Genomic DNA, 26,485 nt, shown 5'->3' on the forward strand with positions numbered 1-26,485 from the left:
GCGGGTCCTTTCGGGCTCGTTGCGGGGTCAGGCGAGGGCGAGGAGGCTGACGGCGACGGCGGCGGTGCCCAGGCCGATCAGCTGGCCGCGGTGGACGCGCTCGGCCAGGACGCTGCGGGCGAGCAGGACGGTGCCGGCCGGGTACAGGGCGGTGATCACGGCGACGACGGCCAGGTCGCCGCTGCGGGCGGCGAGGAGGAACAGCAGGTTGGCCACCGAGTCCAGCACACCGGCCGCCGCGGACATCGCGTGGGCCGGCTTCTCCGGGCCCAGCCGCCTGGACATCAGCCCGGCCGCGGCCAGGGTGACCGCGGAGGACACGGCGCGGCCGACGATCAGCGGGCCGACCCCGCTGTCGGCCGGCGCCTGGTGCAGGAAGACCAGTTGCAGGGCGATGGCGGCCCCCGCACCGAAGGCCATCAGCAGCGCGGTGCGCGACGGGCGGGCACTGCCGGCCCCGTGTCCGGCGCTGACCAGCACCACCGCCGCGAGCGCCAGCGGCAGACCGACCAGTCCGGTCGTGCCGAGGTGTTCGCCCTGCAGCAGTCCGACGGCGACCGGCAGCATCGCCGAGACCAGCGCGGTCACGGGCGAGAGCACGTTCATCGGGCCGATCGCGAGCGTGCGGTAGAGCAGGGCGAACGCGGCGGCCGACGCGACACCGGAGGCGGCGCCCCACGCGAGGGTCGGCACGGCGAACGAGGCGCCGAGGAAGGGCCACAGCAGCAGCTCGACGGCGAGCGAGGCCGGGGCGGCGATCATCACGGTGCACAGGACGTGGGCCTTGCGGGCGCCGAGACCGCCGAGGAAGTCGGCACAGCCGTAGGCCAGAGAACTGCCCAGAGCCAGCAGCAGAGCGATCACGGGTGTACATCCCTTACTATCAATGGAACGACTGAACCGTACAACGCACCGACCGATTGCTGTCAACCGAACGACCGCATGGTGCAGTGCACTGAACCATCTGCCGGAGGGGACAGCCGATGACCGAGACCGAGGCGGCACTGCGGACGCTCGCGCACAACGTCCGCGCCGCCCGCACCCGCGCAGGGCTCTCCCTGGACGAGCTCGGCCGCCGCGCGAAAGTCAGCAAAGGCGCCCTGGTGGGCCTGGAGAAGGCCCAGGGAAACCCGAACTTCGCCACGCTGGTGCGCCTCGCCGACACCCTCGGCATCTCGGTGTCCGCACTGATGGAAGGCCCCGCCGAAGGGCGCGTCCGGATCGCGTCCGCCGACGCCGCCATGCCTCTGTGGGCCGGGGAGAAGGGCGGCGAGGCACGGCTCATGCTGACCACTTCGGGACCGGCCCCGGTGGAGGTCTGGCGCTGGAGACTGGAGCCGGGCGAGGAGTACCCCAGCCATCCGCACCAGGCCGGCGTCGTGGAGACCGTGAGCGTCACCGCCGGACAGATGACGCTCGTCGTCGACGGCACCGAGCACCGCGTCGAGGCCGGGCAGACCGCCACCTTCGACGGCGACGTCCCCCACACCTACCGCGGGTCGGGCACCGGCACCTGCCACCTGATCATGACCGTCCACCTGCCCCTCGGCCCCGCATGACCGGCGCGTGCCCGGGGAGGATCACCCCGGGCACCCGTAAGGCCGGCGCCCCCACCTGACGACAGCCAGGGGAGGGCGCCGGCCCACCTGCGGTTAACTGGTCAGTCCGTGACCCTGACGACGCCCGTGACCGCCGCCTCTGCGCCGACGCCGTCGGACGGAGCGGAGGTCAGCAGCCAGGTGTAGGCGCCGGCCGCCACCGGGGTGCCGGCGCCGTCCCTGCCGTCCCAGGAGACGCGTACGGCGCTGAGGGCCTCTCCACCCGTCCAGGTGCGCACCGCCTCGCCGGTCCGACGGTCGGTGAGCGTCAGCCGCCAGGACGCCGCGGGCTTGGAGAGCCACCAGGCGGCGGCCCACTCGGCGGTCCCGGTCCGGGCCAGCGCGCGGGGTGTCGTGCTGCCGGCGACGCGCAGGGGCGAGACCCCTTGCTGGGGCGCGGTGACGTGGACGGTGTCGTCCGTGTCGACCCACGCGAGCTTGCCCGCACGCGGGTCGAGGGTCCAGGTCGTGCCGCGTCCGTCCCCCTGCGCGGACTGCTTCAGGCCGGTGACGGTGCCGAGATCGGCCGTATCGCCGTCGCCCCGCAGGGCCGTGAGGCGCAGGTCTCCGGCCGCGTCGCGGTGCGCCAGGAAGCGGTCGCCCAGGAGGACGCCCGAGGCCGGGGCCGGGTACGCGTGCCCGGTCGCCAGATCGCGCACTCCTGCCGTACCCGCGGAGGCGCAGCTCCAGTACAGCAGGGTGCCGCTGCGCTGGAGCTCGTCCGGGACGCATGCGGTGCCCAGCGCGACGGTCTCGGTCACCCTGCCGGTGACCAGGTCGACCACGTTCACCGCTCCGGGATTCCTCGGCGCGGGCTTGAGCAGCCACTTCTGCTCCAGTGCGGCGGCCTGCGCGCGCTGCTCGCGGACGACGACGTCGCGTGCGGTGTCCACCACGTACTGCCGTCCGGCCGCCTCGTACAGCACGAACTCCGGTGCCGTGTCCAGGATCCGGCCGTCCTTGCCCGGAAGCGTGAAGCTGTCGGTCGGGTGCTCCGGGTCGTCGCCGGTCACGAGCACGTCGGCGCCCGTGTCCGGGTCACGGACCAGGCGGGCCAGCCCCTCGTCGGTCCCGTCGGCGAAGCGGCCCGCCGCCGGGCCGGGGTGGTCGGCGAGCGCCGCTCCCCTCGCCGGGTCGAGACCCGACCCGATGCCCGCGCCGTGCAACGTCTCCTTGCCGGCCAGGGAGTTGACGTACCGCAGCCGCCCACGGTCGAGACTCAGCGCCTGGATGCTGCCCTCCGCCGTCGTGACCCCGGGCACCTCGCGCAGGAGCAGATCGAAGACGAGTCCGGAACCGTCCACGCTGAAGTGGTGGATGGCGCGCCTGCCTTCCGCGTTCTTTCCGAGGGCGACCAGCGAACCCCCGCCCTCGGAGCGCAGGAAGGTCGTCTCGACGTCGCTCAGCAGCGTCCGCTCGGCCTCCGCCCCGGCGAAGGGGGTGAGGCGCAGGGGTCCGCCGTCGCCCTCGCGCCAGAGCACGTTGTCGCCCACGACGAAGGCCGTGACCTCGCTGTCGGCCGACTGCGTGGCGAGCGGCACGACGCGCGGGGCGGCGGACATGTCGGCGCGCGCCATGACGCGCACGCCCGGCTGCCCGTCACGGGTGAACCAGCTGACGGTGTCCTGCGTGATCCGGAAGCCGCTCGCCTCGCCGCTCACGGGCAGCGGCTCGACGGTGCCGTTGTACGCGGTGAGGATGCCGTAGCCCGGGGTGCCGTCGGCGGACCGGTATCCGATCACGAGCCGGTTGGACTGGGCGCCGAGCAGCACGGGTTCGGCTCCGGTGGTGGCTCCGGCGGGGAGCTGCACGACGGGGTCGGCGGCCGGGTCCCCGCCGCGTGCCACGCGCAGTTGGTACGTTCCGTCGCCCCGGTCCACGGTGGCCAGCACCCAGCCGTTGGCGATCCGCGGATTGAGGTAGCCGGCGGGCAGGGTGGTGGTCCTGGTGAAGCCGGGATCCTCGACGCCGATCCGCACGACGTCCGTGCCGCCGTCCTCGCGCGGCCTGGTGTGGATGACGCGGTTGAACTCGTCGTGGCCCTGGACGATCGCACCCTCCGGTACGCCGTCGAGCTCCGGAACCGGCTTGGTGGCCGCGTTGTACGTGTTGGTCCAGAGGTAGCCGCCGCCCTCGCGGTGCAGTACGCCCTGGCTGCCGGTCGCCAGCAGCGTCTCGGGTCCGTCGCCGTACGCGTCCGGAGCGGGTATGCGGACCTCGGCGGCCTCGGCGGCCTCCGCCGCGTGAGCGGTGGCCGGCAGCACGACGGCCGATCCTGCGGCGAGGACGACGGCGACGGCGGCCGCGGTGGCGGTACGCCGGGTACGTGCGGTGCGGCTGGTTGCGCGCAGGTGACGAGACACCTGACCCCCCATGTGTTAACAGGCGAAATTCTGGTATCGAGCTGTGAACGCGGTTAACACTACACATCGAGACGGGAGTTGTGCACGCCCTTTGCGTCGCCCCCGGTAACCCGTTCGACGGGGCGGGGGCTTCGCTCGTGCTCCCGACCCGCCCCGGGTGAACCGGCCGGAATCCGGGCCCGTGTTACGTTCCTCCATTTCGTCGGGCGACCGGGGACGTGGGGTGACCGTGGTGACGGAGGCGGGAGCGCCGGAGGCGGCGGGGCGGGTGCGGCGGAGGCCGCAGCAGGCGCGGAGCCGGGCGCGGGTCGAGGCGATCCTCGGGGCCGCCGACCGGATCCTGGCGCGGGAGGGGTACGAAGCGCTGACCATACGCCGGATAGCCGAGGAGGCGGGCGCGCCCGTCGGCAGCATCTACCAGTTCTATCCCGACAAGAGCGCCGTCGTGGACGCCCTCGGGCAGCGCTACCTGGAGGCGTTCAGGGCCGCCATCGACGATCTCGTCGCGCGGGCCCTCGCGGGTGAGCTCACCGACCTGGTCGGCACGACGGTCGACGTCTACGCCGAACTCTTCCGGTCCCAGCGGGGCGGTATGGCGCTGTGGGCCGGCCGGCACCTGAGCCCCGAGCTCGCGCGCGCCGACGAGGCGAGCAACGGGGTCGTGGCCGAGGGGCTGCAGCAGATCATGGAGCACCTGACGGGCGCGCCCGGCGGTGAGCGGGCGCGCCGCGCGTCGCGGATGGTGGTGTGGGCCGCCAACGCCGTCCTGCACGAGGCGCACAAGGGTGACGGCGAACCGGACCCGGAGACGCTGGACGAGCTCAAGCACATGCTGAACGCGTACTGGGGCGACCTGCGCGGCCGGTTGGCCGCCGACGCGGGCGATTAGCAACGGGGGGCGCACCGGGAGCGGGCCCGGACGGGACCCGCGGACCTCGCCCCTGCCGGTCCAGCCGACGACCCGGGTCCGGCGCGGCGCTCAGGCCTCGGCCGGGCGCGGTCCGGCATGACGCTCAGGCCCCGGCCCGGCGCGGTCCGGCATGGCGCCCGGGTCTCGCTGCGGTCGGCCTCACGCCGACCCGTCCGGCCCGGCGCGGTCCGGCATGGCGCCCTGGTCTCGCTGCGGCGGTCCGGCGTGGCCGCGCAGGTCTCGCGCCCTGGCCGGCATCGGCCCCGCTCCGGTCGCACGCCCTCCCGGTCCCGCAGCGGCCCCGCAGCGGGTCTCGCTCACCCCTAGAACGTGAACGTGTGTTCATGTTACGTTCCCGCTCGCCGTGAACGGCGTGCCCGGCCACGTGACCAAGTCCCGCTTCAGCGTTGAAGGCAGGTGCCTGTGACAGCCAGCTCCGCCGATCCGACCCGGGTTCCCCGACTCCCGGCCGACTTCGTCTGGGGCGCCTCGACCGCCGCGTACCAGATCGAGGGCGCGGCCGACGAGGACGGCAAGGGCGCGTCGATCTGGGACACCTTCGTGCGCCGTCCCGGTGCCGTCCTGGACGGGCACACGGGCGACGTCGCCTGCGACCACTACCACCGGTTCGACGAGGACGTCGCACTGATGCGCCGGCTCGGGCTCGACGCGTACCGCTTCTCGATCGCGTGGCCGCGCGTCCTGCCGGCTGGTGCGGGCAAGGTCGAGCCCCGGGGCCTGGACTTCTACGACCGGCTGGTCGACGCGCTGCTCGACGCCGGGATCGAGCCCACGCCGACCCTGTTCCACTGGGACCTGCCCCAGGCCCTGGAGGACGAGGGCGGATGGCTGAACCGCGACACCGCGTACCACTTCGCCGAGTACGCCACGGTGGTCGCGGAGCGGCTCGGGGACCGGGTGAAGCGCTGGATCACCCTCAACGAGCCCTTCGTGCACATGTCGTTCGGCTACGGGTTCGGCGTCCACGCCCCCGGCCGCGCCCTGCTGCTGGACGCCCTCCCCGTCGCGCACCACCAGCTCCTCGCCCACGGCCTCACGACCACCGCGCTGCGGACGAACGTCCCCGGCGCGCACGTGCTGATCGCCAACAACTGCACGCCCGTCCGCCTGCGTTCGGACGCCCGGGCGGACGAGGACGCGGCGGCGGCCTCGGCGTACGACGTCCTGCACAACCGGCTCTTCAACGACCCCGTCCTGCTGGGCCGTTACCCCGACCTCTCGCCCTACGGCATGACCGACGAGAGCTGGGGCGGCATCGTGCGCGACGGCGATCTCGCGTCCGTCGCGCAGCCGTTGGACGGGCTGGGCATCAACTACTACAACCCGACCTGGATCACCGCTCCGGCCGATCCCTCCGGCGGACTGCCCTTCGACCTGGCCGAGCCCGAGGAGACGTACGAGAGGACCGCGTTCGGCTGGCCGGTCGTCCCCGACGGGCTCACCGAACTGCTCACCGGGCTCAAGGCCCGTTACGGCGAAGCCCTTCCGCCGCTGTGGATCACCGAGAACGGCTGCTCGCAGCCGGCCGGGACGGAGGACCAGGCACGGATCGACTACCTCGCCGGCCACATCGCCGCGGTCGCCGAGGCGAGCGCCCGAGGGGTCGACGTGCGCGGCTACTTCACGTGGTCGCTGCTCGACAACTTCGAGTGGGCAGAGGGCTACCACCAGCGCTTCGGCCTGGTCGAGGTCGACTTCGCCACCGGACTGCGCACGCCGCGCGCGAGCTTCGCCTGGTACCGCGACCTCATCGCCGCCCACCGGCCCTGAGCGGGGTATCCGATGACCCACGCCCCGGCTGGAGACGCGAGAGAGCCCCTGGACCCGGGAGTCGTGAGTGGTGTGCGCGGCACGGGTGACGCGCACGACCCGACGGGTCCGGCAGCCGCCGGCGCCGTCCTCGCCGAACCCACCGTCCCGGTCGGGGCGGGCTGGACGGCGGGGCTCTCGCTCGCCACGCTCGCCGTCTTCATGGCCTTCATGACGCCCATCCAGATCCTGCTGCCGCTGCAGCTCGAACGGATCGACCCGGCCGGCAAGAACACGGCCCTGTCGCTCGTCACCGGGCTCGGCGCGCTCGTCGCCGTGCTGGTCAACCCCGTCGCCGGCGCCTGGTCGGACCGGACCACGAGCCGGTTCGGGCGCCGGCGGCCGTGGATCCTCGGGGGCGCGCTCGCCGGCGCGGCGGGACTCGCCTTCACCGCCTCGCAGCACACGGTGGCAGGCGTCGCGCTGGGCTGGTGCCTGGCGCAGGCGGGCCTCAACGCGATGCTGGCCGGGGTCACCACCCCGATAGCCGACCGCGTGCCGGTCGCCCAGCGCGCGCAGGTCTCCGGCTGGACCGGGCTGACGCAGTCCCTCGGCCTGGTCCTCGGCGCGCTGATCACCACCGCGCTCGTGACGGGCGTTCCGTCCGGCTACGGCGTCCTCGCCCTGCTCACCGTCGGGCTCGCGCTCCCCTTCGTCCTGCGTCACGGCGAGCCGGTGCTGCCCCGGTCCCTGCGCCCGCCCTTCGCCCCGCGCTCCTTCGCCCGCTCCTTCTGGGTGAGTCCGCGCCGGCACCCGGACTTCGGCTGGGCCTGGCTGACGCGGTTCCTCGTCAACCTGGGCAACGCGCTCGGGACGCTCTACCTCTTCTATTTCCTGGCGGACGCGGTCCACCACGCCGACCCGGGGACCGGCGTCCTGATCCTCACGGTCGTCTACACCCTGTGTGCCGCGCTCACGGCGATCCCGGCCGGCGTGCTCTCCGACCGCGTGGGGCGCCGCAAGGGCTTCGTCGTCCTGAGCTCCCTGATCATGGCCGCGGCGGCCCTCCTGCTCGCCCTGCTCCACACCTGGCCGTCCGCCCTCGCGGCGGCGGCGGTCCTCGGTGCCGGGTACGGGATCTACCTCGCCGTCGACCAGGCCCTGGTCACCCAGGTGCTGCCCGAGGCCGCCGACCGCGCCAAGGACCTCGGTGTCATCAACATCGCCAACTCCGGCCCCCAGGTCCTCGCCCCCGCCCTGGCCTCCCCGGTCATCGCCCACGCCGGCGGCTACACCGGCCTCTACCTCACCGCCGCCCTGGCCACCCTCGTGGGCGGCCTCCTCGTCGGACGCATCCGCGGGGTGGCCTGACCCGGGACCGCGGGACCCGTCCCGGGGCCCCCGGGCCTCCCGCCCCGGCGCCGCCCGGCGCCGCCTGCCGGTCGCCGTCCGGTGGCCCCGGCCCGCCGCTGTCCGGCGGTCACGCGTCCCAGGCGACCGGAAGGCTCTTCACCCCGTAGATGTCCGCGGTCTCCGGGCGCAGGGCGACCTCGTCGGCCGGGACGGCCAGGCGCAGGGTCGGGAAGCGTCCGAGGAGGGCCGGAAGGGCCACGCGCATCTCGATGCGGGCCAGCTGCGCGCCGAGACACAGGTGGATGCCGTGGCCGAAGGCCAGGTGGCCGCCGGACCTGCGGCGGAGGTCGAGGACGTGGGGGTCCTCGTAGCGCTCGGGGTCGCGGTTGGCGGTGTGGTACGAGAGGACGACCGTGGTGCCCGCCTCGATGGTGTGGCCGCCCACCTCCACGTCCTCCAGCGCCGTCCGGTGGAACGACTTGGCGACGCTCAGATAGCGGAGCAGCTCCTCCACGGCCTGGTCGACGAGTTCGGGCTCCGAGCGCAGCGCGGCGAGCTGGTCGGGGTGCTGCAGCAGGGCGAAGGTGCCGAGGGAGAGCATGTTGGCGGTGGTGTCGAAACCGGCGGCGAGGAGGATCAGGCTGATGCCCCTCAGCTCCTCGTCGGTCAGGTCGCCGTCGGTCAGCTCGCTGAGGACGTCGTCGGTGGGGTTCGCGCGCTTCGCGGCCACCAGCCGCGCGAGGTACTCCTGGGTCGCCGTGTAGGCGGCGATCAGGTCCTCGTCGCTCGACTCGCCGCTCATGAAGGTGTCGATCTGCTCCTGGAAGGAGTCGCGGTCCTCGTACGGCACGCCCAGCAGCTCGCAGATGACCATGGTGGGGATCGGCTTGGCGAAGGCGGCCACGAGGTCGGCCGACGGTCCCGCCGCCTCCATCGCGTCCAGGCAGTCGGCGGTGATCTGCTCGACGCGTTCGGTGAGCAGCCGCATCCGGCGCGCGGTGAACTTGCCCACCAGCGGCTTCCGGTAGCGGCTGTGCTGGGGTTCGTCCATGAGGAGGAACTCCCCGGGCGGGGCCGGCGGGAGCTCGAAGTCGACCACGTTCATGAGCTCCTTGCGGGAGCTGAAGCGCGGGTCGGCCAGGATCGACCGGACGAGTTCGTGCCCGGTGACCATCCAGCCGGGCTTGCCGCCGGGGTGGGTGTAGCGGCTGATCGGGCCGTGCCGGCGGGCCTCGGTCAGCTCGGCCGGCGGGTCGAAGGGACAACCGGACCGACGCTCCGCCGGAAGCGCCGTGACGGTGTGCAGGGATTCGCTCATGACCATTCCTCAGCTCGCGGCGCCACGCGTTTGACGCATCACGAAAGCTACGTTGCGTTCAGAGAACGGTCAATCTCGCTTTTCCCGTATCCGCAGTTCGCAGTGCATAAATTGAAGCAATGACGAAGGGATCGAACGCAACGATACGTTGCAATGATGGCCAGCGAAGGCAATATCGCACGCGCGCCCCCACCCCCGGGGCCTCTCCTCGGCCCGCGACGATGCACCGATCCGCGGCGGCCGACCACATCGCCGCCCCCGTCCGGGGCCGCCCCACCGCTCAAGGTGACGGTGGTGCGCGGGGCGGACGCGCCCCCACACAACCCGGCGGCCCGGCACACAAATTGGTTTGCCGACCTCCGTCCCGGGCCGATAAGAAGCCATCATGCTAAAAGGCACCAAGGTCGGGCTGAGGGCCCGTCACGAGGACGACATCCCGATCCTGCGGACCGAGCTCTACGACGACGTGGTCAACGCCTCGCGTGCCGAGGGCGGTCCGTGGCGACCGATCAAGCCCGACTCGCAGGACCCCCGGCTCGTGGTGGACGACACCCAGCAGAGCAGCGTCCAGTTCTCCGTGGTGGAGCGGGAGGGCGGCACCCTCATCGGCACCGCGACGCTGTGGGGCATCGACACCCACAACCGGACCGCGCACATCGGGCTCGGGCTGCTGCCGTCCTGCCGCGGCAAGGGCTACGGCACCGACGTCGTCGCGGTGTTGTGCCACTACGCCTTCGTCGTACGCAGCCTGCACCGGCTGCAGATCGAGACGCTGGCGGACAACACCGGGATGCTCCGCTCCGCCGAGCGCAACGGCTTCGTCCGCGAGGGCGTCCTGCGCTCCTCGGCCTGGGTGATGGGCGAGTTCCTCGACGAGGTGCTGCTCGGGCTCCTCGTACGCGACTGGAAGCAGGACGCGACGGTCTAGCGGCCGCGCCATGCACCCGGGCACGTCGCGCGACGTGCCCGGGTGCCCGCACCGACTACCCGCATCTCGCCCCCTGCCACCTTCGCTGTCCGCTTCCGGACAGACCCCGGAGGCCCCGGCAAAACTTGTTCCCGATTCCGGTCACACTCCCGCTCCTCGCTGCGTCAGTGCTGTGAAGACACCGAAGGCGCCGCCCCGCAAGGCCCCAGAAGGGCCCGCGAGGCCCTGCGAAGGAGAGAGACCATGACGAAGCCGACGACCTCCTCGATCTCCCGGATGCCGAACCCGGGCGAGTTCGTGCCCGAGCTGGCCGACATCAGCGCCGCCCTTTTCCGGGCCACCGGGAACCAGTCCGTGCCGCGGACCACGTTCAACCTGATCCACCTGCGAGCCGGGCAGATCGTCAACAACACCTACCTGACGATCCTGAACACCGGCTTCCTGAGGAAGGCAGGCGAGTCCGAGGAGCGCATCACCGCCGTCGCGTCCTGGCAGGACGCCCCGTACTTCACCGCGGCCGAGCGTGCGGCCCTGGCCCTGGTCGAGGCCACCCTGCAGCCGACCCCGACCGGTCGGGAGCGGGTCAGCGACGAGCTGTACGCCGAGGCGGCGAAGCACTACGACGAGAAGGCCCTGGCGACGCTGACCATCGCGATCGGGCAGATCAACTTCTTCATCGCCCTGGCCGTCATCGGCAAGCCGCAGCCGGTCGCCTCCCTCGCCGCCCAGCAGTGGGACTGACCCCACGGGGACGCGGCGCACGGCGGCGTGCGGGTCACGCCGCCGGGTAGTCGCGCAGGGTGATGTTCTCGGCGGTCCTGCGGGCGATCCTGGCTGCCATGTTCTTGCCCGGGAGGTACGGCATGAGCTTGTAGTAGCGGTTGAGGGCCGCGGCGGCGAAGCGGCTGCCCGGCACCATGAGACCGGCGACACCGTCGCCCATCTTCTGGCAGCCCTCGGCGTACGCCCGCATCTCGCGCTCGTAGCGGGCGAAGGCGACCGCGTGGTCGCCGCCGGCGGCCGCGAGTTCGCCGGCGAGGACGTAGGCGCCGACGAGAGCGAGGCCGGAGCCCATGCCCGAGAGCGAGGACGGGCAGTACGCGGCGTCGCCGAGCAGCACGATCCGGCCGCGCGACCAGCTGTCCATGCGGACCTGGCTGACGGAGTCGAAGTAGAAGTCGGGCGCGTGGCGCATCTCGTGCAGCAGCCGGTCGCTCTGCCAGCCGCCCCCGGCGAACTTGGCCCTCAGCAGGTCCTGTTGGCGGGTGACGTCCCGGCGGTCCAGGTCCAGGTCCGGGGAGCCGAAGTAGAAGACCGCCTTCGCCTCGGCGTTGTGCCGGGCGCTGTACATCGCCACCATCCGGTTCGCGGTGCGGTAGGCGTGGCCGGTGTGGTCGAGCCCCAGGTGGTTGGCGGTGGTGAAGACGGCGCAGTAGACACCGAGGTGCTTGACGAAGTCCTCCTCCGGCCCGAAGGCCAGCCGGCGGGTGGTGGAGTGCAGCCCGTCGGCGCCGACCACCAGGTCGAAGCGGCGCGGCGCGCTGCGTTCGAAGGTGACGGAGACGCCGTTCGCGTCCTCGGTGAGCGAGGTGACGGAGTCGCCGAAGAGGTACTCGGTGTACGGGCTCGTCTCGTCGTACAGGATGCGTGCCAGGTCGCCCCGGAGGATCTCGACGTCCCCCGCGAACAGGTCCGCGGGCAGCTTCGCGACGGGCTTGCCGGTCGCGTTGACGTACGACATGGAGCCGACGCCCGTGCGGGCGCTCTCGACGGCGTCCAGGATGCCCATGCGGCGCAGTACCGAGAGGTGGGCGTCGCCGCGGAAGTCGACGGCGTAGCCGCCGTCGCGCAGCGCGGGGGCGCGCTCCACGATCGTCGCCTCGAAGCCGTGGCGTCGGAGCCAGTGGGCGAGGGCGGGGCCGGCGACCGAGGCGCCGGAGATGAGGACCGAGAGCTTCCGGCCGCCACCGCTGCCGATGCCGCTGCCGGCCGCGGCGCTGCCTTCGGGCTGCTGCCGCGTGCTCTGCCGCGCGTCGTGCCCCGCGCTCCGGCCGGGGGCGTGCTTCGCGATCGGCTGCGTGTTCTTCTGCGCGTTCTTCTGCGTGTTCTTCTGCGTGTTCGTCATGGAACGAGCTTGTCCGGGGGCGCTCACCGGGTGCTCACCCGCCGCTCACCGCCCCGGTGAGCGGCCGGTGCCGCCCTCGCTCACCCCGCGCGCAGCACCGCCTCGACGGTGGCCGCCGGCAGGCCCATCAGGCGGAGCGTGTCCGGGACACGGGGGCCGAGTCCCGCCACGCAGGCGGCGGCCCGGCGGTAGTGGTCGCCGGCTGCGGCGTGGTCGCCCCGGGCGTCGGCGACCCGGCCGAGGCCGGCCAGGGCGCACACCCGGTTGCCCAGGCTCTTGACCCAGTGCGGGTCGATCCGTTCGAGCGCCTCGGTGTACAGCCGTCGCGCCTCGTCCAGGTCGCCGTCGAGGAGGGCGAGGTCGCCGAGCCCGCGGAGCGCCGCGCCGAGCCCGGCGGTGCTGCCGCCGGCGCGGGCGAGGGCCGCGGCCTCGGCGTAGTCGGCCCGCGCCTGCCCGGGGTCCCGGGCGAGGTGCTGGTCGCCCCGGTTGACCAGGAGGTCGGCGGAGTCCTCGCGGGCACCGAGCTCGCGGGTGAGGGCGAGGGCGCGGTCGGTCAGCGCCACCGCCTCCGCGCTGTCGCCGCGCGCCGCCGAGAGACCGGCGAGCGCGTCCAGGGCCAGCGCCGCGCCCCAGCGGTCGCCCAGGGCGTCGAAGCGTTCGACGGCGGTACGGAAGGCGTGTGCGGCGCGCTCGGTGTCGCGGCCCCTCAGCGGCCCGTACCCGGCCACGTACGCGGCGACGGCGCGCGCCCACGGATCGGGGCAGGCGTGCTGGGCGGACACGAGGGCGAAGGCGGCCTCCGGGTCGGGCTCACCGGCGTTCCGCATCATCCACTGCAGCAGGGCGGCAGGGTGCCGGCCGGCCCGGTCTCCGGGCCAGACGGTCCCCAACGCCCGCTGGGCCGCGGCACGGTGACGCCGCCACACCGTCTGCCCGGCGGGGGCGGGGGCGGCCGCGGCGAGCAGCACACAGACGGCGTACTCCTCGGCGAGACGGCGAGGAGCCGCGTCACCGGCCGCGGTCTCCTCTGCCGTGTTCCCGGCGACGTGCCCGATCGCGACGCCCCCGGCCGCCACACCTCCGGCCACGTCTCCGGACACGTTTTCGGCGATGCCTTCCGAGACGTCCCCGGCAATGCCTTCCGACACGTCCCCGGCGATGCCTTGGGCCACGTCCTCGGTGCCTTCCCCGAGCACGACATCGTCGATGACGGCGCGGCCGAGCGCGTCGAGCACGGCGGTCGCGTGGGCCGCGGCCGTGGCCGACGCTCCCCGGATCCACAGCGAGGTCGCGGCCGAGGCGAGCAGCCGCAGCGCAGTGCCGGTGTCGTGCGCGTCCAGCGCCCCGCGCAGCGCCGCGGCCAGGTTGTCGTCCTCGGCCGCGACGCGCGGCAGCCACTCCAGCTGGGCGGATCCGAGCAGGCGGGGGCCGGCTTCGTCGAAGAGGTGAAGGACGTGGGCGGCGTGCAGCCGTCGGGTCGTCCCGTCCTCCCCCGCCTCGTGCAGGCGCTCGGCGGCGTAGGCGCGGACCGTCTCCAGCATGCGGTAGCGGCCGACGCCGACGCCCTCCAGAAGCGACTTGTCGACCAGCGACTCCAAGGTGTCGCCGTCCATCCCGCAGACCTCGCGGGCGGACGCCGGCGTCGCGCCGCCCGCGAAGACGGCGAAACGGCGTGCCGCGCGCTGTTCGTCCGCCGACAGCAGATCCCAGCTCCAGGCGACCACCGAGCGCAGCGTCCGGTGCCGCTCCTCGACTCCGCGGCTGCCGCGAGACGTGACGGCGAGCAGGTCGTCCAGGCGACCGGCCAGTTCGGCGAACTCCAGGGTGCGCAGTCGCGCCGCCACGAGTTCGATCGCCAGCGGCAGCCCGTCGAGGGCGGAGCAGATGCGCCGTACGGCCCCCGGATCGGGCGCGGGCCCCCGGCGTACGGCGCGAGCCCGGTCCTCGAAGAGCCGTACCGCCGCGTCCTCGTCCAGCGGGCGGACCTGCCAGACGTGCTCGCCGATGACCCCCAGCGGCTCCCGGCTGGTGGCGAGCACCCGCAGCCGGGGACAGGCCGTGAGCAGCCGTGCCGCCAGGGCGGCGGCCTCGTCGACGACGTGCTCGCAGTTGTCCAGGACGACGAGGAGCGGGCGGTCCGACAGCGCCGTGATCAGGCGGTCGAGCGGTGTCTGCGGGCCGCCCGCCGCCTGGAGGCCGCTCTCCCGCAGTCCGAGCGCGCTGAGCAGCACCTGCGCCGTGCCGGATCCGTCGCGGAGCGCGGCCAGTTCGACGAAGCACACGTCGTCACCGGCCGCAGAGGCCGCCCGGGCGACCTCTGCCGATAGCCGGGTCTTGCCGACCCCGCCGGGGCCGGTCAGACAGACCAGGCGGGCCGTGCGCAGCAGCGCGGCCACGTCGGCGGTCTCGGTGTCGCGGCCGACGAAGCTGGTGAGGGGCGCGGGGGGTTCGGCGGGCGCGGGTACGGTGGCCGCGCTCAGCAACTCGGTGTGCAGCGAGACCAGTTCGGCGGACGGGTCGGCACCGAGTTCGTCGGCGAGGTGCCGTCGGGTCTCCTCGTACACCAGGAGTGCCTCGGCCTGGCCGCCCTGGGCGAACAGGGCCCGGATCAGCAGGGCGGCGAGCCGTTCGCGCAGCGGATGCGCGCCGACCAGCTCACGCAGTTCCGGTACGAGGGCCCGGGGCTCGCCCGAGCGCAGCTCGGCCTCGATCCGGTCCTCCAGGGCGGCGAGTCGCAGCTCCTCCAGGCGCGCGGCGGCCGCGCGGGCCGAGTCGCTGTCGGGCAGCCCGGCGAACGCGGGACCCCGCCAGAGGCCGAGTGCCTCCCGCAGCAGCTCCGCCGCGCGTACGGGGTCGCCGTCCCGCAGGGCCGTGCGCCCCTCGGCGGCCAGCCGTTCGAACCGCACGGCGTCCACGGCCTCTTCAGCCGCCGACGGCTCCTCGGCGCCCGCGACGGCGGAGGCTCCCGCGGCGGCTACGGCACCCGCGGCGGCGTCGGCATGGGGGGCCGGATCCCCTCCCCCGGGTTCCCCTGCTCCCGCGGCGACCCCGGTTGCTCGGCTTCGCCCGGCTACCCCGACTCCCCCGTCCTCCGCGACGCCCCCGCCCTGCCCGGCCCCTCCGGCGTCGAGCACCAACCGGTAGCCGGCGCCGACCCGTTCGATGGTGGCTCCGGCCGGGAGGACCGCGCGCAGCCGGGAGACCTGGGACTGGACGGCGTGTGCGGACACCGTGCCGCCCGGCTCGATCTCGTCGGCGAGGCGGTCGGCCGGCACGACCGAGCCGGGGCGGACCAGCAGGAGCGCCAGCAGGGCGCGGCGCGCGGGGCCGCCCAGCGGCACCTCGGTGCCGTCGCCGTGCCAGGCCTGGGTGTCTCCGAGGATTCCGAACCGCATTCCGGCGATTAGATCATGACGCGGCGAGCGGCCCGAGGTAGGTGCCGCCCGAGACGTCGACGGTCTGACCCGTCACCCAGCGGCCCTGCGGTCCGGCCAGGAACCCCACCACGTCGGCGATGTCCTCCGGCTCGCCGATGCGGCCGAGGGCGGTGATGGCCTCAAGGCCCGCGACCACCTCGGGAACCGCCGTGTATCCGGCGGTCATGTCCGTGCGAACGGCCCCTGGGGCAACGGTGTTGACCGTGATGCCGCGCCGGCCCAGCTCGTTGGCGAGCGAAGGTCCCATCGCCTCCAGAGCGGCCTTGCTGACGGTGTATCCGATCTGGGTGGCGACCGCGAACCGGCTGGCCGTCGAGCCCATGTTGATGATGCGGCCACCGTCGTTCAGCAGGGGCAGGGCACGCTGGATCACGAAGAAGGGCGTGGTGACGTTGACGTCCATGAGCCGGGCGAACTCCTCCGGCGTGACCTCGCCGATCGGGGAACCCGAGCCGATACCGGCGTTGTTGACGAGGATGTCGAGGTCGCGCACGCCCTGAGCGGCCATCCCCTCGAAGAGCCGGTCGACCGCCCCGGCCTCACCGAAGCGCGCGCCCACCGCGACGGCGCGACCGCCGTCGTCCACGATCCGCGCGACGGTGTCCCGTGCGGCCGCGGCGTCGCCTCCGTAGTGCACCACGACGAACGCCCCATCGGCCGCGAGCCGCAGGGCCACCGCCCGGCCGATGCCCCGCGACGCTCCGGTCACCAGTGCGGTCCTGCCGGTCAGCTGCGTCATGTCGTTGCCCCTCTGCATGGTGCGGATCCCGTGGGTGGGACCCGGCGATGTCCTCATGCTGGTCGGCGCCGCTCACCGGGGACTCACCGTCCGCTCACCGCTGCTCACCACGACTCCCCACCCGCTCACCACGGCTCACCGCCACGCGCCGCCTGGCGCCGCCGCTCGCGTCGACGAGGAGGGGGAACGGCCGGGCCCCGGGCCGTACGAGACGGTCCGGGGCCCGGCGGCCTGGCGCCGGCCAGCAGTGTGCCGTGGCGCGCGGGCCGGTCACAGGCTCAGTGCGTCCTCCGCGTTGGTCATCCAGGCGGTGACGGAGTTGGTGGTGGGCGAGACGTTGAAGCCGGGAGTGGAGGCCTTGAGGGGCTTCTGCTCCAGGTCGGACTCGGTGCTCATGGTCAGGGCGATCGAGTTGACGGTCTTGCCCTTGCCGTCCTTGGCACCGCCCATGAGCCCGGCGTACGCGGACTCGCCCGGCGCGAGCCGGATCGCCTTCTCGATGTCGGGCGCCTTGCCGCGCTCGGTGGCCTGGCCGTCGAGGTCGCCGAAGGTCACGACGGGGTGCCCGAGCGCCTTGCACGGCTTGCCGCTCTTGTTGGTGATCTTCAGCAGATAGCTGCTGGTCGTGGGTTCGGCCAGGCTCGCGGTGAAGGTCACGTCGAAGGTGCTGCACGGGAACACGTCGTAGTCGGGGTCGGTCGGACCGCCGCTGCCCCCGGTGGCCCCGCCCGTCGAGCCCCCGGCGGAGCCGCCCGTCGAGCCACCGCTGGTCCCGCCCGTCGAGCCACCGGTGGAGCCGCCCGTCGTGCCCTTGCCCGGCGTCGAGGTCGGCTTCGCCGACGGCGTGGGCGCCGCGGACTTCGTCGGCGTGGCCGGTGCCGTCGGCGCCCCGGCGGCACCGTCCTCGGAGGGTCCGCAGGCGGTGAGGGCGAGGCTGGAGACGGCCGCGGCGGCGGCGAGGGCGGCGGCTCTGCGAACGGTGCTCATGGTGGTGTTCCCCCGAGTCTGTGAAGTACGTGGCGCACTGGGCTGACCAGTATCGTCCCCAAGAAGTTTCACGACTTCATGACAGTCTCTCGCCGGATTCACCACAGCGCCGGGGGGAGCGGCCGCGGCCGCTCCCCCGCGCCACGGCTCAGCGCGCCACGGTCCGTGCGTCCGTGGCGCTGACCAGCTGGTCGATCAGGGCGAGCGCGTCGTGCGCGGCGTACTCCTTCGCCAGCTCCGCGGCCCGCTCGCTGAAGGAGGGGGTGCCGAGGACGGTGTCGACGGCGGCGCGGAGGGCGTCGTCGGAGGGGTCGGCGGTGCGGAGGTTGACCCCGGTGCCGGTCCATTCGACGCGGGCGGCGACCTCGGGCTTGTCCTCGGTGTCGCCGCCCACGACGAGGGGGACGCCGTGGGCGAGGGCGGCCTGGGTGCCGCCGTAACCGCCGTTGGTGACGAGGAGGTCGGCGAGGGGAAGGAGGTCGGCGAAGGGCACGTAGCCAGCGACGACGGCGTTGCCGGGGATCTCGGGCAGATGGGCGGCGAACTGCGCGGAGGCGTCGGAGCGCCCGGTGGCGGCCACCACGAGGACGTCGTCCCGGTCGGCGAGGGCGCGCACGGTGGGGATGACGAGGCGGTCGAGGCCGGTGTTGGCGAGGGTGCCCTGGGTGACCACGACGACCCGCCGGCCCTCGGCGCGGGCGCGGACGAGGTCGGGCCACCAGCCGGGCGCCTCCTGGCCCTCGGCGGCCGGGATCGGGATGGCGCCGACGAACCGCACGCTCGCCGGAAGGTCACCGCGCGGGTACTCGAAGCCCGGGACCGTGAGCTGCAGGAAGGCGTCCGCGGCCTCCACCAGGTCGCGTCCGAGACGCCGGGCGGGCAGGGTGACGCCGGCCTGGGCGAAGCAGCCGCGCAGGTACGCGTCGAGCGGGGCGCGCTGTTCGGCCATCCGGGCGGCGATGGCCGCGTACTGCTCGCGCTGGGCCGCGTCGGCGGGCGGCAGCAGGCCGAGCATGTGCGGCGCGGTGTCACGGCTCTCGATGCCGAGGGGCGAGATGCCCACGCTGAACACGGCCGGCCGCCGGCCCGGCTCGTCGGCGAGGGCGAGGGCCACACCGCCGAAGAAGAGGTTGTCGTGGAGAACGGCGGTCGCCGGGAACTCCGCCAGGACGTTCTTCAGGGCGCGGAACTGAGCGGCCGTCGGATCGCCGAAGACGTGCTGGACGTCCCACATGATCTGGGCGGGCCCGGCCGGGATGCCGTCGCGCTCGGGGAAGCGGGCGGAGAAGTCGCGGTCGTCGTAGTCCGCCTCGGCGGGCAGCGCGCGGAAGGCGGGCCCGGCGGACCGGACCTGCCCGGCGAAGCGCGCCCCGCCGAGGAAGGTGACGTCGTGGCCGAGCCGCGACAGATGGGCGGCGATCTGGAGCAGCGGGCCGTGGTGTCCGGCCACGGGCGTGGCGGCGACGAGAATCCTGGCCATCGTGAAGTTCCCCCCGGGGTGCGGCCGTTGTGCGGCCGTCTTGACGTCGTGATGCGGTGGTCGTGCGGTTGTGCCGCGATCCTGGTGCGGTCGTCGTGCAGCGGTGGCGCGATTCCGTCCGGGCGCCCGGACGACGCGCGTGGCGAGCGTACGACCTGCGGGAACGCACGCTCAAAGGGTCCACGCCCGACGGCGCGTCGAGCAGCCCCCAGAAGCGGGCCTGGCGCCGCGCTTTCTCCTGGCATCAACCAGCGCCGGCATCGAGCAGGCCCCGCACCCCCACATCGCTCGAACCACCCCGGCGGGCACGCACGAGCCACAACCACCTACGCCGAACGGCTCGCACCAGGCCGGGGGCCCGCGGCCCATCCGCCTGGAGCGACGACGCCCCGGGCGGATGGGGCATGTCGTCGAGAACACCAGGCACGGCCTTTTCCATGGCCCGCCGGGCCTCGTTCCGCACGCGCGAATGGCCGAGCTGACGGGGCAGGTGCTCGTCGACCGGTCGGCGTGCCGGTTCCGTGTGCCGGTTCCGTGTGCCGGCGGGGTCCGGACACCCTGGGCTGCGGGGGGCGTTGTAGGTCGGCGACCGCTGACCGGTGAGAATCGTCGGTGTGAGGATCACCGCGCGCGAGCTCAACCGGGCCACCCTCTGCCGTCAGCTGCTCCTGGAGCGTGCCCCGATGGGGGTCGCGGAGGGGGTGCGGCGGGTCGTCGCGCTGCAGGCGCAGCATCCGGGGTCGCCGTACGTCGCCCTGTGGAACCGGCTCGCGGGGTTCGACCCGGCCGAGGCGGACGCCGTCCTCGGGCGGCGCGAGGTCGTGAAGGCGACGCTGATGCGGATCACGCTGCACGCGGTGCACGGCGAGGACTACCGGGTCTTCCGGCAGGCGATGCAGCAGACGCTGTACGCCTCCCGACTCGGCTTCCGGTTCGCGGCGAGCGGCCTGAGGCCGTCCGACGCGGAGGAGCTGCTGCCCGGGCTGCTCCGGTTCGCCGGGGTGCCGCGCGGCAGCGCGGAGATGAAGGGGTGGCTGGAGGAGCGGGTCGGGGCGGACCGGCGGGACGACGCCTGGTGGGGTCTTCGCGGTTACGCGCCGTTGCATCATCATCCGACGGGCGGGCCCTGGGCGTTCGGCGAGCGCCCGTCGTACGTGGCCGGGGACGAGGGTGCCGTGCCGGGGGGCCGCGAGGTGCCGCCGGAGGCGCTGCGGCATCTGCTCCTGCGGTATCTGGCGGGCTTCGGGCCGGCGTCGGTGGCGGACATGGCGCAGTTCGCCATGGTGCAACGGGCGCCGATCCGGCGGGTGTTGGCCGGGCTGGGCGATGTCGTGGAGCGGCTGGAAGGGACGGACGGAACGGAGCTGTTCGATCTGCCCGGGGCTCCGCGGCCGGCCGCTGACACGCCGGCGCCGCCGCGGCTGCTGGGGATGTGGGACAGCGTGCTGCTCGCGTACGCGGACCGGAGCCGGGTGATACCGCCCGCGTACCGGCGGGTCGTGATCCGCGTCAACGGCGACGTGCTGCCGACGCTGCTCGTGGACGGCGAGGTGGCGGGCGTGTGGCGGCCGGCCGAGGGCGGGATCGAGGCGACGGCCTTCCACGAGCTGCCGGAGCCGGTGTGGGAGGGGCTCGCCGAGGAGGCCGAGGGGCTGTACGCCCTGCTCGGCGGGCGCGATCCCCGGCTGTACCGGCGGTACGCCCACTGGTGGGCGAAGCTGCCGGCCGGGCGGGTCCGCCTGCTGCCGGGCCGGGGCTGACCGCCGGACGTGACCGGAGGCCTCCGCGCCTACCGTGCGCGCGCGGAGGCCCCGGTTCGTGCCGCCCTGCCCGCCCCCCGGGCGGGCATCGCGGTGCTCGGGATCAGTGCCAGTACTTCATGTCCGTACCTCCTCCCCCGGTGAGGGCGCGGGCATCACACGACTGGGCTCAGTGCCAGTACTTCATGTCCTGACCTCCTCCCCCGTGGTGGGGCGCAGCGTCACCTCGAAGCGGTCGAGGCCGCGGAGGGTGAGATTGCGCCGGTGGTGTGGTTCCGCGACCGCCCGTGCGCCGGGGTGGTCCGTGGCGAGGGTCCCGAGGACCGATCCGGCGAGCCGGATCGCCATGGACGCGCCCAGGCAGGCATGGGCCCCGCGGCCGAACCCGAGGTGGGGGTTCGGGGCGCGGTCGAGTCGCAGCTCGGTGGGGTGGGCGAAGCGGAGCGGATCGTGGTTCGCCGCGCCGAGGAGCAGCGTCACGGGGTCGCCCGCCCTGATCGTGACGCCGCCGAGTTCGGTGTCGGTCACGCAGACGCGGGCGTCGGCCTGGACGGGTGCGTCGATGCGGACGAGTTCGTCGACGGCGGTGGCGGGACCGGCCGCGCGGAAGGCGGCGAGTGCGCCCGGGGTGGTGAGCAGGGCTCTGGCGGCGTTGCCGAGGAGGCGGGAGGCCGATTCGTAGCCGGCGTGGAGTACGGCGCGGAGGCTGTTGCGCAGGACCGCGGGGTCGACGCCGCTGTCGTCGGCGTGGGCGGCGACGTAGGCGATGAGGCCGGTCGGGGGCGGGTCGGCGAGCCAGCCGCCGGCGTAGGCGGCGAGTACGGCGCGGGCGGCGACGGCGGGTTCGTGCTTCTCCGGCCACAGACCGGCGTCCATGCCGTCGACGACGGTGCGGGACATGGGCACGAACCAGTCCGGCTCGGGGGCGGGTACGCCGAGGAAGGCGGTGACGAAGCGCAGCGCGAGGGGTTCGGCGAGCTCGCCGACGAGGTCGAAGGAAGGGCGTGCTGCGAGGTCGCCGAGGAGCTCCTTGACCTCGTGGTCGAGGCGCTCGTGGAGGGCGTGCCGGTCCTGGGCGCGGAAACCGTCGAGCAGCAGGTGCCGGATCGCGGTGTGCTCGGGCGGGTCGAGGGTCTGGACGCTGAGCAGTGGCGCCGGGACGTCCTCGCCGGCGCGGCGCCAGTCGGAGGCGAAGCGGGTGCTGTCGGTGAGGACGGCGAGGCAGTCGGCGTGCCGGGTGAGCACCCAGGAGCCGAGCGGTTCATGCCAGAAGAGGGGGGTACTTTCGCGCAATGCGGCATATGCCGGATAGGGGTCGGGCAGGATGCCGGGACGGGCCAGATCCTTGATCGGATCGGCCGGAGCCGTCTGGTCGACCTGTGCCACGAATCGTCTCCCCCTGCGCAGTGAGGCCTGGTTGAGGCCGTAAATGCTTGCGGTTGAGCGGTGCGGAGCAAACGTTTCGCCGGTGGGCGACGGTGCTCCGCGGGCAATTCTGCGTGCCGATGGCCGGTGACGCTACCACGCAACTTCGGTGGCTGGTATGACTACCTGCCACAGATCTTTCGAACGCTCACGGGGAGTAGCGGATGTCGGATCAAGGTCAGGCCATCGTCCATGACGTGCCGCTGAACGTCGCTCAACAGCCCGACCCCTACCCGCTGTTCGAGCGGATCCGGGAGCACGGGGTGGTACAGCGGGTTCGGCTGAATCCCACCCTTGAAGTCTGGATGGTCACGGGCTACGACGAGGCGGTGGCGGCACTCACCGACCCCCGGCTCAGCAGCAGTCCGGCGGGGGTCAACGGCCTCGCCGAGGAGATGGCCCACCAGGAGCGCACCAACGTCCTCATGGCGAGCATGCTGGTGGCGGACGGACCGGACCACACGCGGCTGCGCAACCTGGTCTCCAAGGCCTTCACCGCGCGCCGGATCGAGGCACTCGTCCCGCGGATCCAGGAACACGCGGACGCCTTCGCCGACGCCTTCGCCGGGCGGGGAACGGCGGATCTGGTGGCCGAGTTCGCCCTGCCGCTGCCGATGGCGGTGCTGAGCGACCTCATCGGGATCCCGGCCGAGGGCCAGCCGGACTTCGCCAGGCTCGCGGTCGGGCTCATCATGCCGCCCAACACCCCCGAGCGGCTCGCCAAGGGTGCCCGGGCGCGCGCCGAACTCACCGAGTTCTACGAGCCGTTGATCGCCCTGCGGAAGAAGGAGCCGCGGGACGACCTGCTCAGCGCGCTGTGCGCGGCGCAGGCCGAGGAGAGGATCAGCGACCGCGAGCTGACCGCGATGGCGATCCTGCTGACGCTCGCCGGTCACGAGACCACGGCCGGCCTCATCGCCAACGGCCTGCACGCGCTGCTGCGCCATCCGGACCAGCTCGCCGCGCTGCGCGCCGACCCGGAACTGCTGCCCGGGGCGATCGAGGAACTCCTGCGCTACGAGGGCCCGGTGAGCCGCGGGGTCGCGCGGTTCACCGTGGACACGTACGAGATCGGCGGCGTCAGCATCCCGGCCGGGGAGATGATCATCATCGGTCTCGCCGCCGCCAACCGGGACCCGGGGCGCTTCGACAGGCCCGACATCCTCGACGTGGCCCGGCGCGAGATGCCGCAGCAGTTGGCTTTCGGCCACGGAATGCACTTCTGCCTGGGCGCGCCGCTCGCCCGCACCGAGGCGCGGATCGCGCTGGGCACCCTGCTGCGCCGCTTCCCCGACCTGCGGCTCACCGACCCGGACGAGGACCTGAGCCGACGCGAGGGCATCCTGCGCGGGATGGCGACGCTGCCGGTCAGCTTCACGCCGGTGGCCGCGAGCGGGACCGCGTGAGCGGGGCGCGGGCCGCGTTCGACGCGATCGCCCCCACCTACGACGCCTCCCGCGGCGGCACCGCCAGGGCGGCGGTCTTCGCCGAGCAGCTCGCGCCGCTGCTCGACCCGACCGAGCCGGTGCTCGACATCGGCGTCGGTACGGGCATCGTGGCGGCCGAACTGACCGCCCGGGGCCACCGGGTCTGCGGGATCGACCTGTCCCCCGGGATGCTCGCGCACGCCCGGCAGCGGCTCGGGGCCCGGGTCGCGGTCGGGGACGCGGGCCGGCTGCCCCTGCGGACGGCGTCGGTGGCGCAGGCCGTGTCCACCTGGCTGCTGCACGCCGGGCCCGACCCGCGGGCGGTCTTCTCCGAGGTGGCGCGGGTGCTGCGGCCGGGGGGCCGCTATCTCGTGATCCCGGCCCGGGGCATGCGTCCCACGGACGACATCGGCCGCATCGTCAACGAGCTGGAGGACCGGATCGACCCCGGGCACACCCGCCGGGACGGCCCGGACCTGCTCGCCCCCCTGGCTGCCGAACGCGGGCTGCGCTACGAGGGTCCGGCGGGCGAACGCCCCACGGTCTTCCGGGTGTCGCCCGCCGGGATGGCCGACACGATCGCGGGCGGCCGTCTCTTCACCGGGGCCTGGCAGGTCCGTGACGAGGACCTGCCGCTGGTGGCGGCGGCCTGCGCGCGCCTGCGGGCCCTCCCGGACCCGGAGGTGCCCCGGGTCCGCGAGATGGCGGACTTCGTGATGGTCTTCCGGCGCGTGGACTGACCGGGCGGGCGGGCGGCCGGAGACGGTACGGGCCCGCCCCAGGCCGCCCGCCCCTCCCGACTCCCGCCCGCCACCGGTTGCTTGAGTCCGGCCGCTTGCCGCTTGCCGCTTGCCGCTTGCCGCGACACGTACGCCCGACGCCCGCCGGTCCGCCCGCTAGTGCCCGTACCGCAGCGCCGCCGCGTACGCCTCGTCCGGGTCGAGGCGGCGGAGTTCCTCGGCGATGAGTTCGGCGGTGGTGCGGACCTTGAGGGCCATGACGCGGCTCGGCTGGCCCGGGATGGCGAGGTGGGCCACCGGGCCCTCCGGGCGGTCGATGCGGATCTCGCCGTCCGGCGTGCCCAGGCGGACGGCCGTGACGACCGGGCCGTCGGTGACGACCCGTTCCACGGGGACGTCGAGGCGGTCGCCGAACCAGCGGGCGAGGAGCTCCGCGCTCGGGTTCTCCGCCTCGCTCTCGACGGCGGCCGAGATCACCGTCGTGGGGGCCTGGTCGAGCGCGGCGGCGAGCAGGGAGCGCCAGGGGGTGAGCCGCGTCCAGGCGAGGTCGGTGTCGCCGGGCGCGTACGAGGCGGCGCGGACGGCGAGGGCGCGGATCGGGTCCTCGACGGCGTACGCGTCGGTGATCCGGCGCTGGGCGAGGGCGCCGAGCGGGTCCTTGGAGGGCACCTCCGGGGCGTCGACGGGCCACCACACGACGACCGGCGCGTCCGGGAGCAGCAGGGGCAGGACGACGGAGTCGGCGCGCCGGGCGACCTCCCCGTGCAGCCGGAGGAGCACGGTCTCGCCGGCGCCCGCGTCGGTGCCGACGCGCACCTCGGCGTCGAGCCGGGCGTCGTTGCGGGCGCGCGGGGAGCGGGTGTGGCGCTTGATGACGACCAGGGTGCGCGCGGGGTGTTCGCGGGAGGCCTCGTTGGCGGCCTTCACGGAGTCGTAGGCGTTCTCCTCGTCGGTGACGACGACGAGGGTGAGGACCATGCCGACGGCAGGGGTGCCGACGGCGCGGCGGGCTTCGAGGATGGCCTTGTTGATCTTGCTGGAGTTGGTGTCCGTGAGGTCGATCTTCATGACCGGCACCGGTTCCTTCCGTCGCGTGCGCGCATGTCGCGGCTCTCCCCCTGCTCTCCCCGTAGCACCGGATCGGCTCCGGATCTTCCCGCTCAGTATCGCGGCATCGGGTGCGCGGCACGCCGGGTCAGTGTTCGCCGACGGCCAGGACGAGCTTGCCGCGGGTGTGGCCCTCGCTGTTGAGGCGCCAGGCCTCGGCGGCCTCCCGCAGAGGCAGCACCTTCTCGACGAAGACGGTGAGCCGGCCCTCGTCGGCGAGCGCGGCCAGCGTCGACAGTCCGGCGCCGTCGGGCCGTACCCAGACGTAGTGTCCGCCGAGGGCCGCGGCCCGGTGGTCGGCGATGGAGGCGAGCCGTTGCGGCGAGCGCAGCAGGTCGACGGAGACGTCGACGGACTCGCCGCCGACGAAGTCCAGCGCGACGTCCACCCCGTCCGGGGCGAGCTCACGGACGCGCTCGGCGAGGCCGGACCCGTACGCGACGGGTTCGGCGCCCAGACCGCGCAGGAACTCGTGGTTCGCGGGACTCGCGGTGCCGATGACCCGGGCACCGCGGGCCACCAGGATCTGGGTGGCGAGGGAGCCGACTCCCCCGGCGGCGGCGTGCACGAGCACGGTGTCGCCGGCGCCCGCGCCGACCCGGTCGGCGGACTGCAGGGCGGTGAGGCCGGCGAGCGGAAGGCCCGCGGTCTGCGCCCAGCTCAGCGCGCGGGGCTTGCGGGCGAGCATGCGGACGGGGACGGACACCTGCTCCGCGTAGGCGCCGTGCTCGGCGCTGTCCTTGCGGATGTAGCCGAACACCTCGTCGCCGGGGGCGAATTCGGTGGCGTCCAGGCCGTTGCGGGCGACGACCCCGGCGACGTCCCAGCCGGGGATCATCGGGAAGTGGGCGACCATGATCGGGTCGAGCCCGCCGGCCGCGAGCTTCCAGTCGACGGGGTTGACCCCGGCGGCCTCGACCTGCACCAGGACCTCGCCGGGCGCGACCTTGGGATCGGCCAGGTCCACGAGCGTCAGGTTCTCGGGACCGCCGTACTCGGGGAGTGCGATCGCCTTCAC

20 protein-coding genes are annotated in these 26,485 nt (G+C 73.8%); 9 read left to right on the forward strand and 11 right to left on the reverse strand.

Annotated features, from left to right (window positions below):
* Positions 1-27 precede the first annotated feature (27 nt).
* A complete protein-coding gene (locus ACGF1Z_RS04170) occupies positions 28-864 on the reverse strand; it encodes an EamA family transporter (RefSeq protein ID WP_392999655.1) in 837 nt (278 codons plus the stop codon).
* Positions 865-983: 119 nt separating this feature from the next.
* Here ACGF1Z_RS04170 and ACGF1Z_RS04175 point away from each other — a divergent pair, with 119 nt between their 5' ends.
* Entirely contained in the window at positions 984-1,559 is a 576-nt protein-coding gene (locus ACGF1Z_RS04175) for a helix-turn-helix domain-containing protein (RefSeq protein ID WP_392999657.1), read from the forward strand.
* Positions 1,560-1,660: 101 nt separating this feature from the next.
* On the opposite strand, the gene ACGF1Z_RS04180 is transcribed toward ACGF1Z_RS04175, so the two are convergent.
* Complete coding sequence (locus ACGF1Z_RS04180) at positions 1,661-3,961, reverse strand: FlgD immunoglobulin-like domain containing protein (RefSeq protein WP_392999659.1); 2,301 nt, start codon at positions 3,959-3,961, stop codon at positions 1,661-1,663.
* A 223-nt stretch (positions 3,962-4,184) separates the two neighbouring features.
* Here ACGF1Z_RS04180 and ACGF1Z_RS04185 point away from each other — a divergent pair, with 223 nt between their 5' ends.
* The 3 genes from ACGF1Z_RS04185 to ACGF1Z_RS04195 all read left to right on the forward strand — a co-directional run bounded on the left by ACGF1Z_RS04185 (position 4,185) and on the right by ACGF1Z_RS04195 (position 8,012).
* Positions 4,185-4,850, forward strand: coding sequence for a TetR/AcrR family transcriptional regulator (locus ACGF1Z_RS04185; RefSeq protein WP_392999661.1), 666 nt, complete (start codon positions 4,185-4,187; stop codon positions 4,848-4,850).
* A 438-nt stretch (positions 4,851-5,288) separates the two neighbouring features.
* Positions 5,289-6,662 carry a GH1 family beta-glucosidase gene (locus tag ACGF1Z_RS04190; protein ID WP_392999663.1) on the forward strand — a complete coding sequence of 458 codons (1,374 nt, stop codon included), beginning with the start codon at positions 5,289-5,291 and terminating at the stop codon, positions 6,660-6,662.
* A gap of 72 nt (positions 6,663-6,734) precedes the next feature.
* On the forward strand, positions 6,735-8,012 hold the full coding sequence (locus ACGF1Z_RS04195) for an MFS transporter (protein ID WP_393000312.1): 1,278 nt from the start codon (positions 6,735-6,737) through the stop codon (positions 8,010-8,012).
* Between the two features lie 109 nt (positions 8,013-8,121).
* Here ACGF1Z_RS04195 and ACGF1Z_RS04200 read toward each other — a convergent pair whose 3' ends face one another.
* Complete coding sequence (locus ACGF1Z_RS04200; RefSeq protein ID WP_392999665.1) at positions 8,122-9,312, reverse strand: cytochrome P450; 1,191 nt, start codon at positions 9,310-9,312, stop codon at positions 8,122-8,124.
* Positions 9,313-9,697: 385 nt separating this feature from the next.
* Here ACGF1Z_RS04200 and ACGF1Z_RS04205 point away from each other — a divergent pair, with 385 nt between their 5' ends.
* Both ACGF1Z_RS04205 and ACGF1Z_RS04210 read left to right on the forward strand, forming a co-directional pair.
* Entirely contained in the window at positions 9,698-10,240 is a 543-nt protein-coding gene (locus tag ACGF1Z_RS04205) for a GNAT family N-acetyltransferase (RefSeq protein ID WP_392999667.1), read from the forward strand.
* A gap of 243 nt (positions 10,241-10,483) precedes the next feature.
* Positions 10,484-10,981 (forward strand): carboxymuconolactone decarboxylase family protein, encoded by a 498-nt coding sequence (locus ACGF1Z_RS04210; protein WP_392999669.1) that lies wholly within the window; start codon positions 10,484-10,486, stop codon positions 10,979-10,981.
* 34 nt (positions 10,982-11,015) lie between these two features.
* Here the strand turns inward: ACGF1Z_RS04210 and ACGF1Z_RS04215 are convergent, their stop codons facing one another.
* The 5 genes from ACGF1Z_RS04215 to ACGF1Z_RS04235 all read right to left on the reverse strand — a co-directional run bounded on the left by ACGF1Z_RS04215 (position 11,016) and on the right by ACGF1Z_RS04235 (position 19,008).
* Positions 11,016-12,365 (reverse strand): FAD-dependent monooxygenase, encoded by a 1,350-nt coding sequence (locus ACGF1Z_RS04215; RefSeq protein ID WP_392999671.1) that lies wholly within the window; start codon positions 12,363-12,365, stop codon positions 11,016-11,018.
* Between the two features lie 80 nt (positions 12,366-12,445).
* A complete protein-coding gene (locus tag ACGF1Z_RS04220; protein WP_392999673.1) occupies positions 12,446-15,760 on the reverse strand; it encodes a BTAD domain-containing putative transcriptional regulator in 3,315 nt (1,104 codons plus the stop codon).
* 13 nt (positions 15,761-15,773) lie between these two features.
* Positions 15,774-16,541 (reverse strand): SDR family oxidoreductase, encoded by a 768-nt coding sequence (locus ACGF1Z_RS04225; RefSeq protein WP_392999675.1) that lies wholly within the window; start codon positions 16,539-16,541, stop codon positions 15,774-15,776.
* A gap of 270 nt (positions 16,542-16,811) precedes the next feature.
* Positions 16,812-17,528, reverse strand: coding sequence for a DUF4232 domain-containing protein (locus ACGF1Z_RS04230; protein ID WP_392999677.1), 717 nt, complete (start codon positions 17,526-17,528; stop codon positions 16,812-16,814).
* 148 nt (positions 17,529-17,676) lie between these two features.
* On the reverse strand, positions 17,677-19,008 hold the full coding sequence (locus tag ACGF1Z_RS04235) for a glycosyltransferase (RefSeq protein WP_392999679.1): 1,332 nt from the start codon (positions 19,006-19,008) through the stop codon (positions 17,677-17,679).
* Positions 19,009-19,622: 614 nt separating this feature from the next.
* On the opposite strand from ACGF1Z_RS04235, the gene ACGF1Z_RS04240 reads away from it, so the two are divergent.
* Positions 19,623-20,768: a winged helix DNA-binding domain-containing protein gene (locus tag ACGF1Z_RS04240; RefSeq protein WP_392999681.1), complete on the forward strand. Its 1,146-nt coding sequence runs from the start codon at positions 19,623-19,625 to the stop codon at positions 20,766-20,768.
* Between the two features lie 183 nt (positions 20,769-20,951).
* Here the strand turns inward: ACGF1Z_RS04240 and ACGF1Z_RS04245 are convergent, their stop codons facing one another.
* Positions 20,952-22,154 (reverse strand): cytochrome P450, encoded by a 1,203-nt coding sequence (locus tag ACGF1Z_RS04245; RefSeq protein WP_392999683.1) that lies wholly within the window; start codon positions 22,152-22,154, stop codon positions 20,952-20,954.
* Between the two features lie 203 nt (positions 22,155-22,357).
* On the opposite strand from ACGF1Z_RS04245, the gene ACGF1Z_RS04250 reads away from it, so the two are divergent.
* Positions 22,358-23,599, forward strand: a complete 1,242-nt coding sequence (locus ACGF1Z_RS04250; protein WP_392999685.1) for a cytochrome P450 — start codon at positions 22,358-22,360, stop codon at positions 23,597-23,599.
* The gene (locus tag ACGF1Z_RS04255; protein WP_392999687.1) at positions 23,596-24,360 is read left to right on the forward strand and encodes a class I SAM-dependent methyltransferase; all 765 of its coding nucleotides are present in this window, start codon (positions 23,596-23,598) and stop codon (positions 24,358-24,360) included. Before ACGF1Z_RS04250 ends, ACGF1Z_RS04255 begins: the two co-directional genes overlap by 4 nt.
* A gap of 156 nt (positions 24,361-24,516) precedes the next feature.
* Here the strand turns inward: ACGF1Z_RS04255 and opcA are convergent, their stop codons facing one another.
* Complete coding sequence (opcA, locus tag ACGF1Z_RS04260; protein ID WP_392999689.1) at positions 24,517-25,428, reverse strand: glucose-6-phosphate dehydrogenase assembly protein OpcA; 912 nt, start codon at positions 25,426-25,428, stop codon at positions 24,517-24,519.
* A gap of 127 nt (positions 25,429-25,555) precedes the next feature.
* On the reverse strand, positions 25,556-26,485 hold the full coding sequence (locus ACGF1Z_RS04265) for an NADP-dependent oxidoreductase (RefSeq protein ID WP_392999691.1): 930 nt from the start codon (positions 26,483-26,485) through the stop codon (positions 25,556-25,558).

Origin of the sequence: Streptomyces sp. NPDC048018, assembly GCF_043202995.1 — a bacterium.
Lineage (GTDB): Bacteria > Actinomycetota > Actinomycetes > Streptomycetales > Streptomycetaceae > Streptomyces.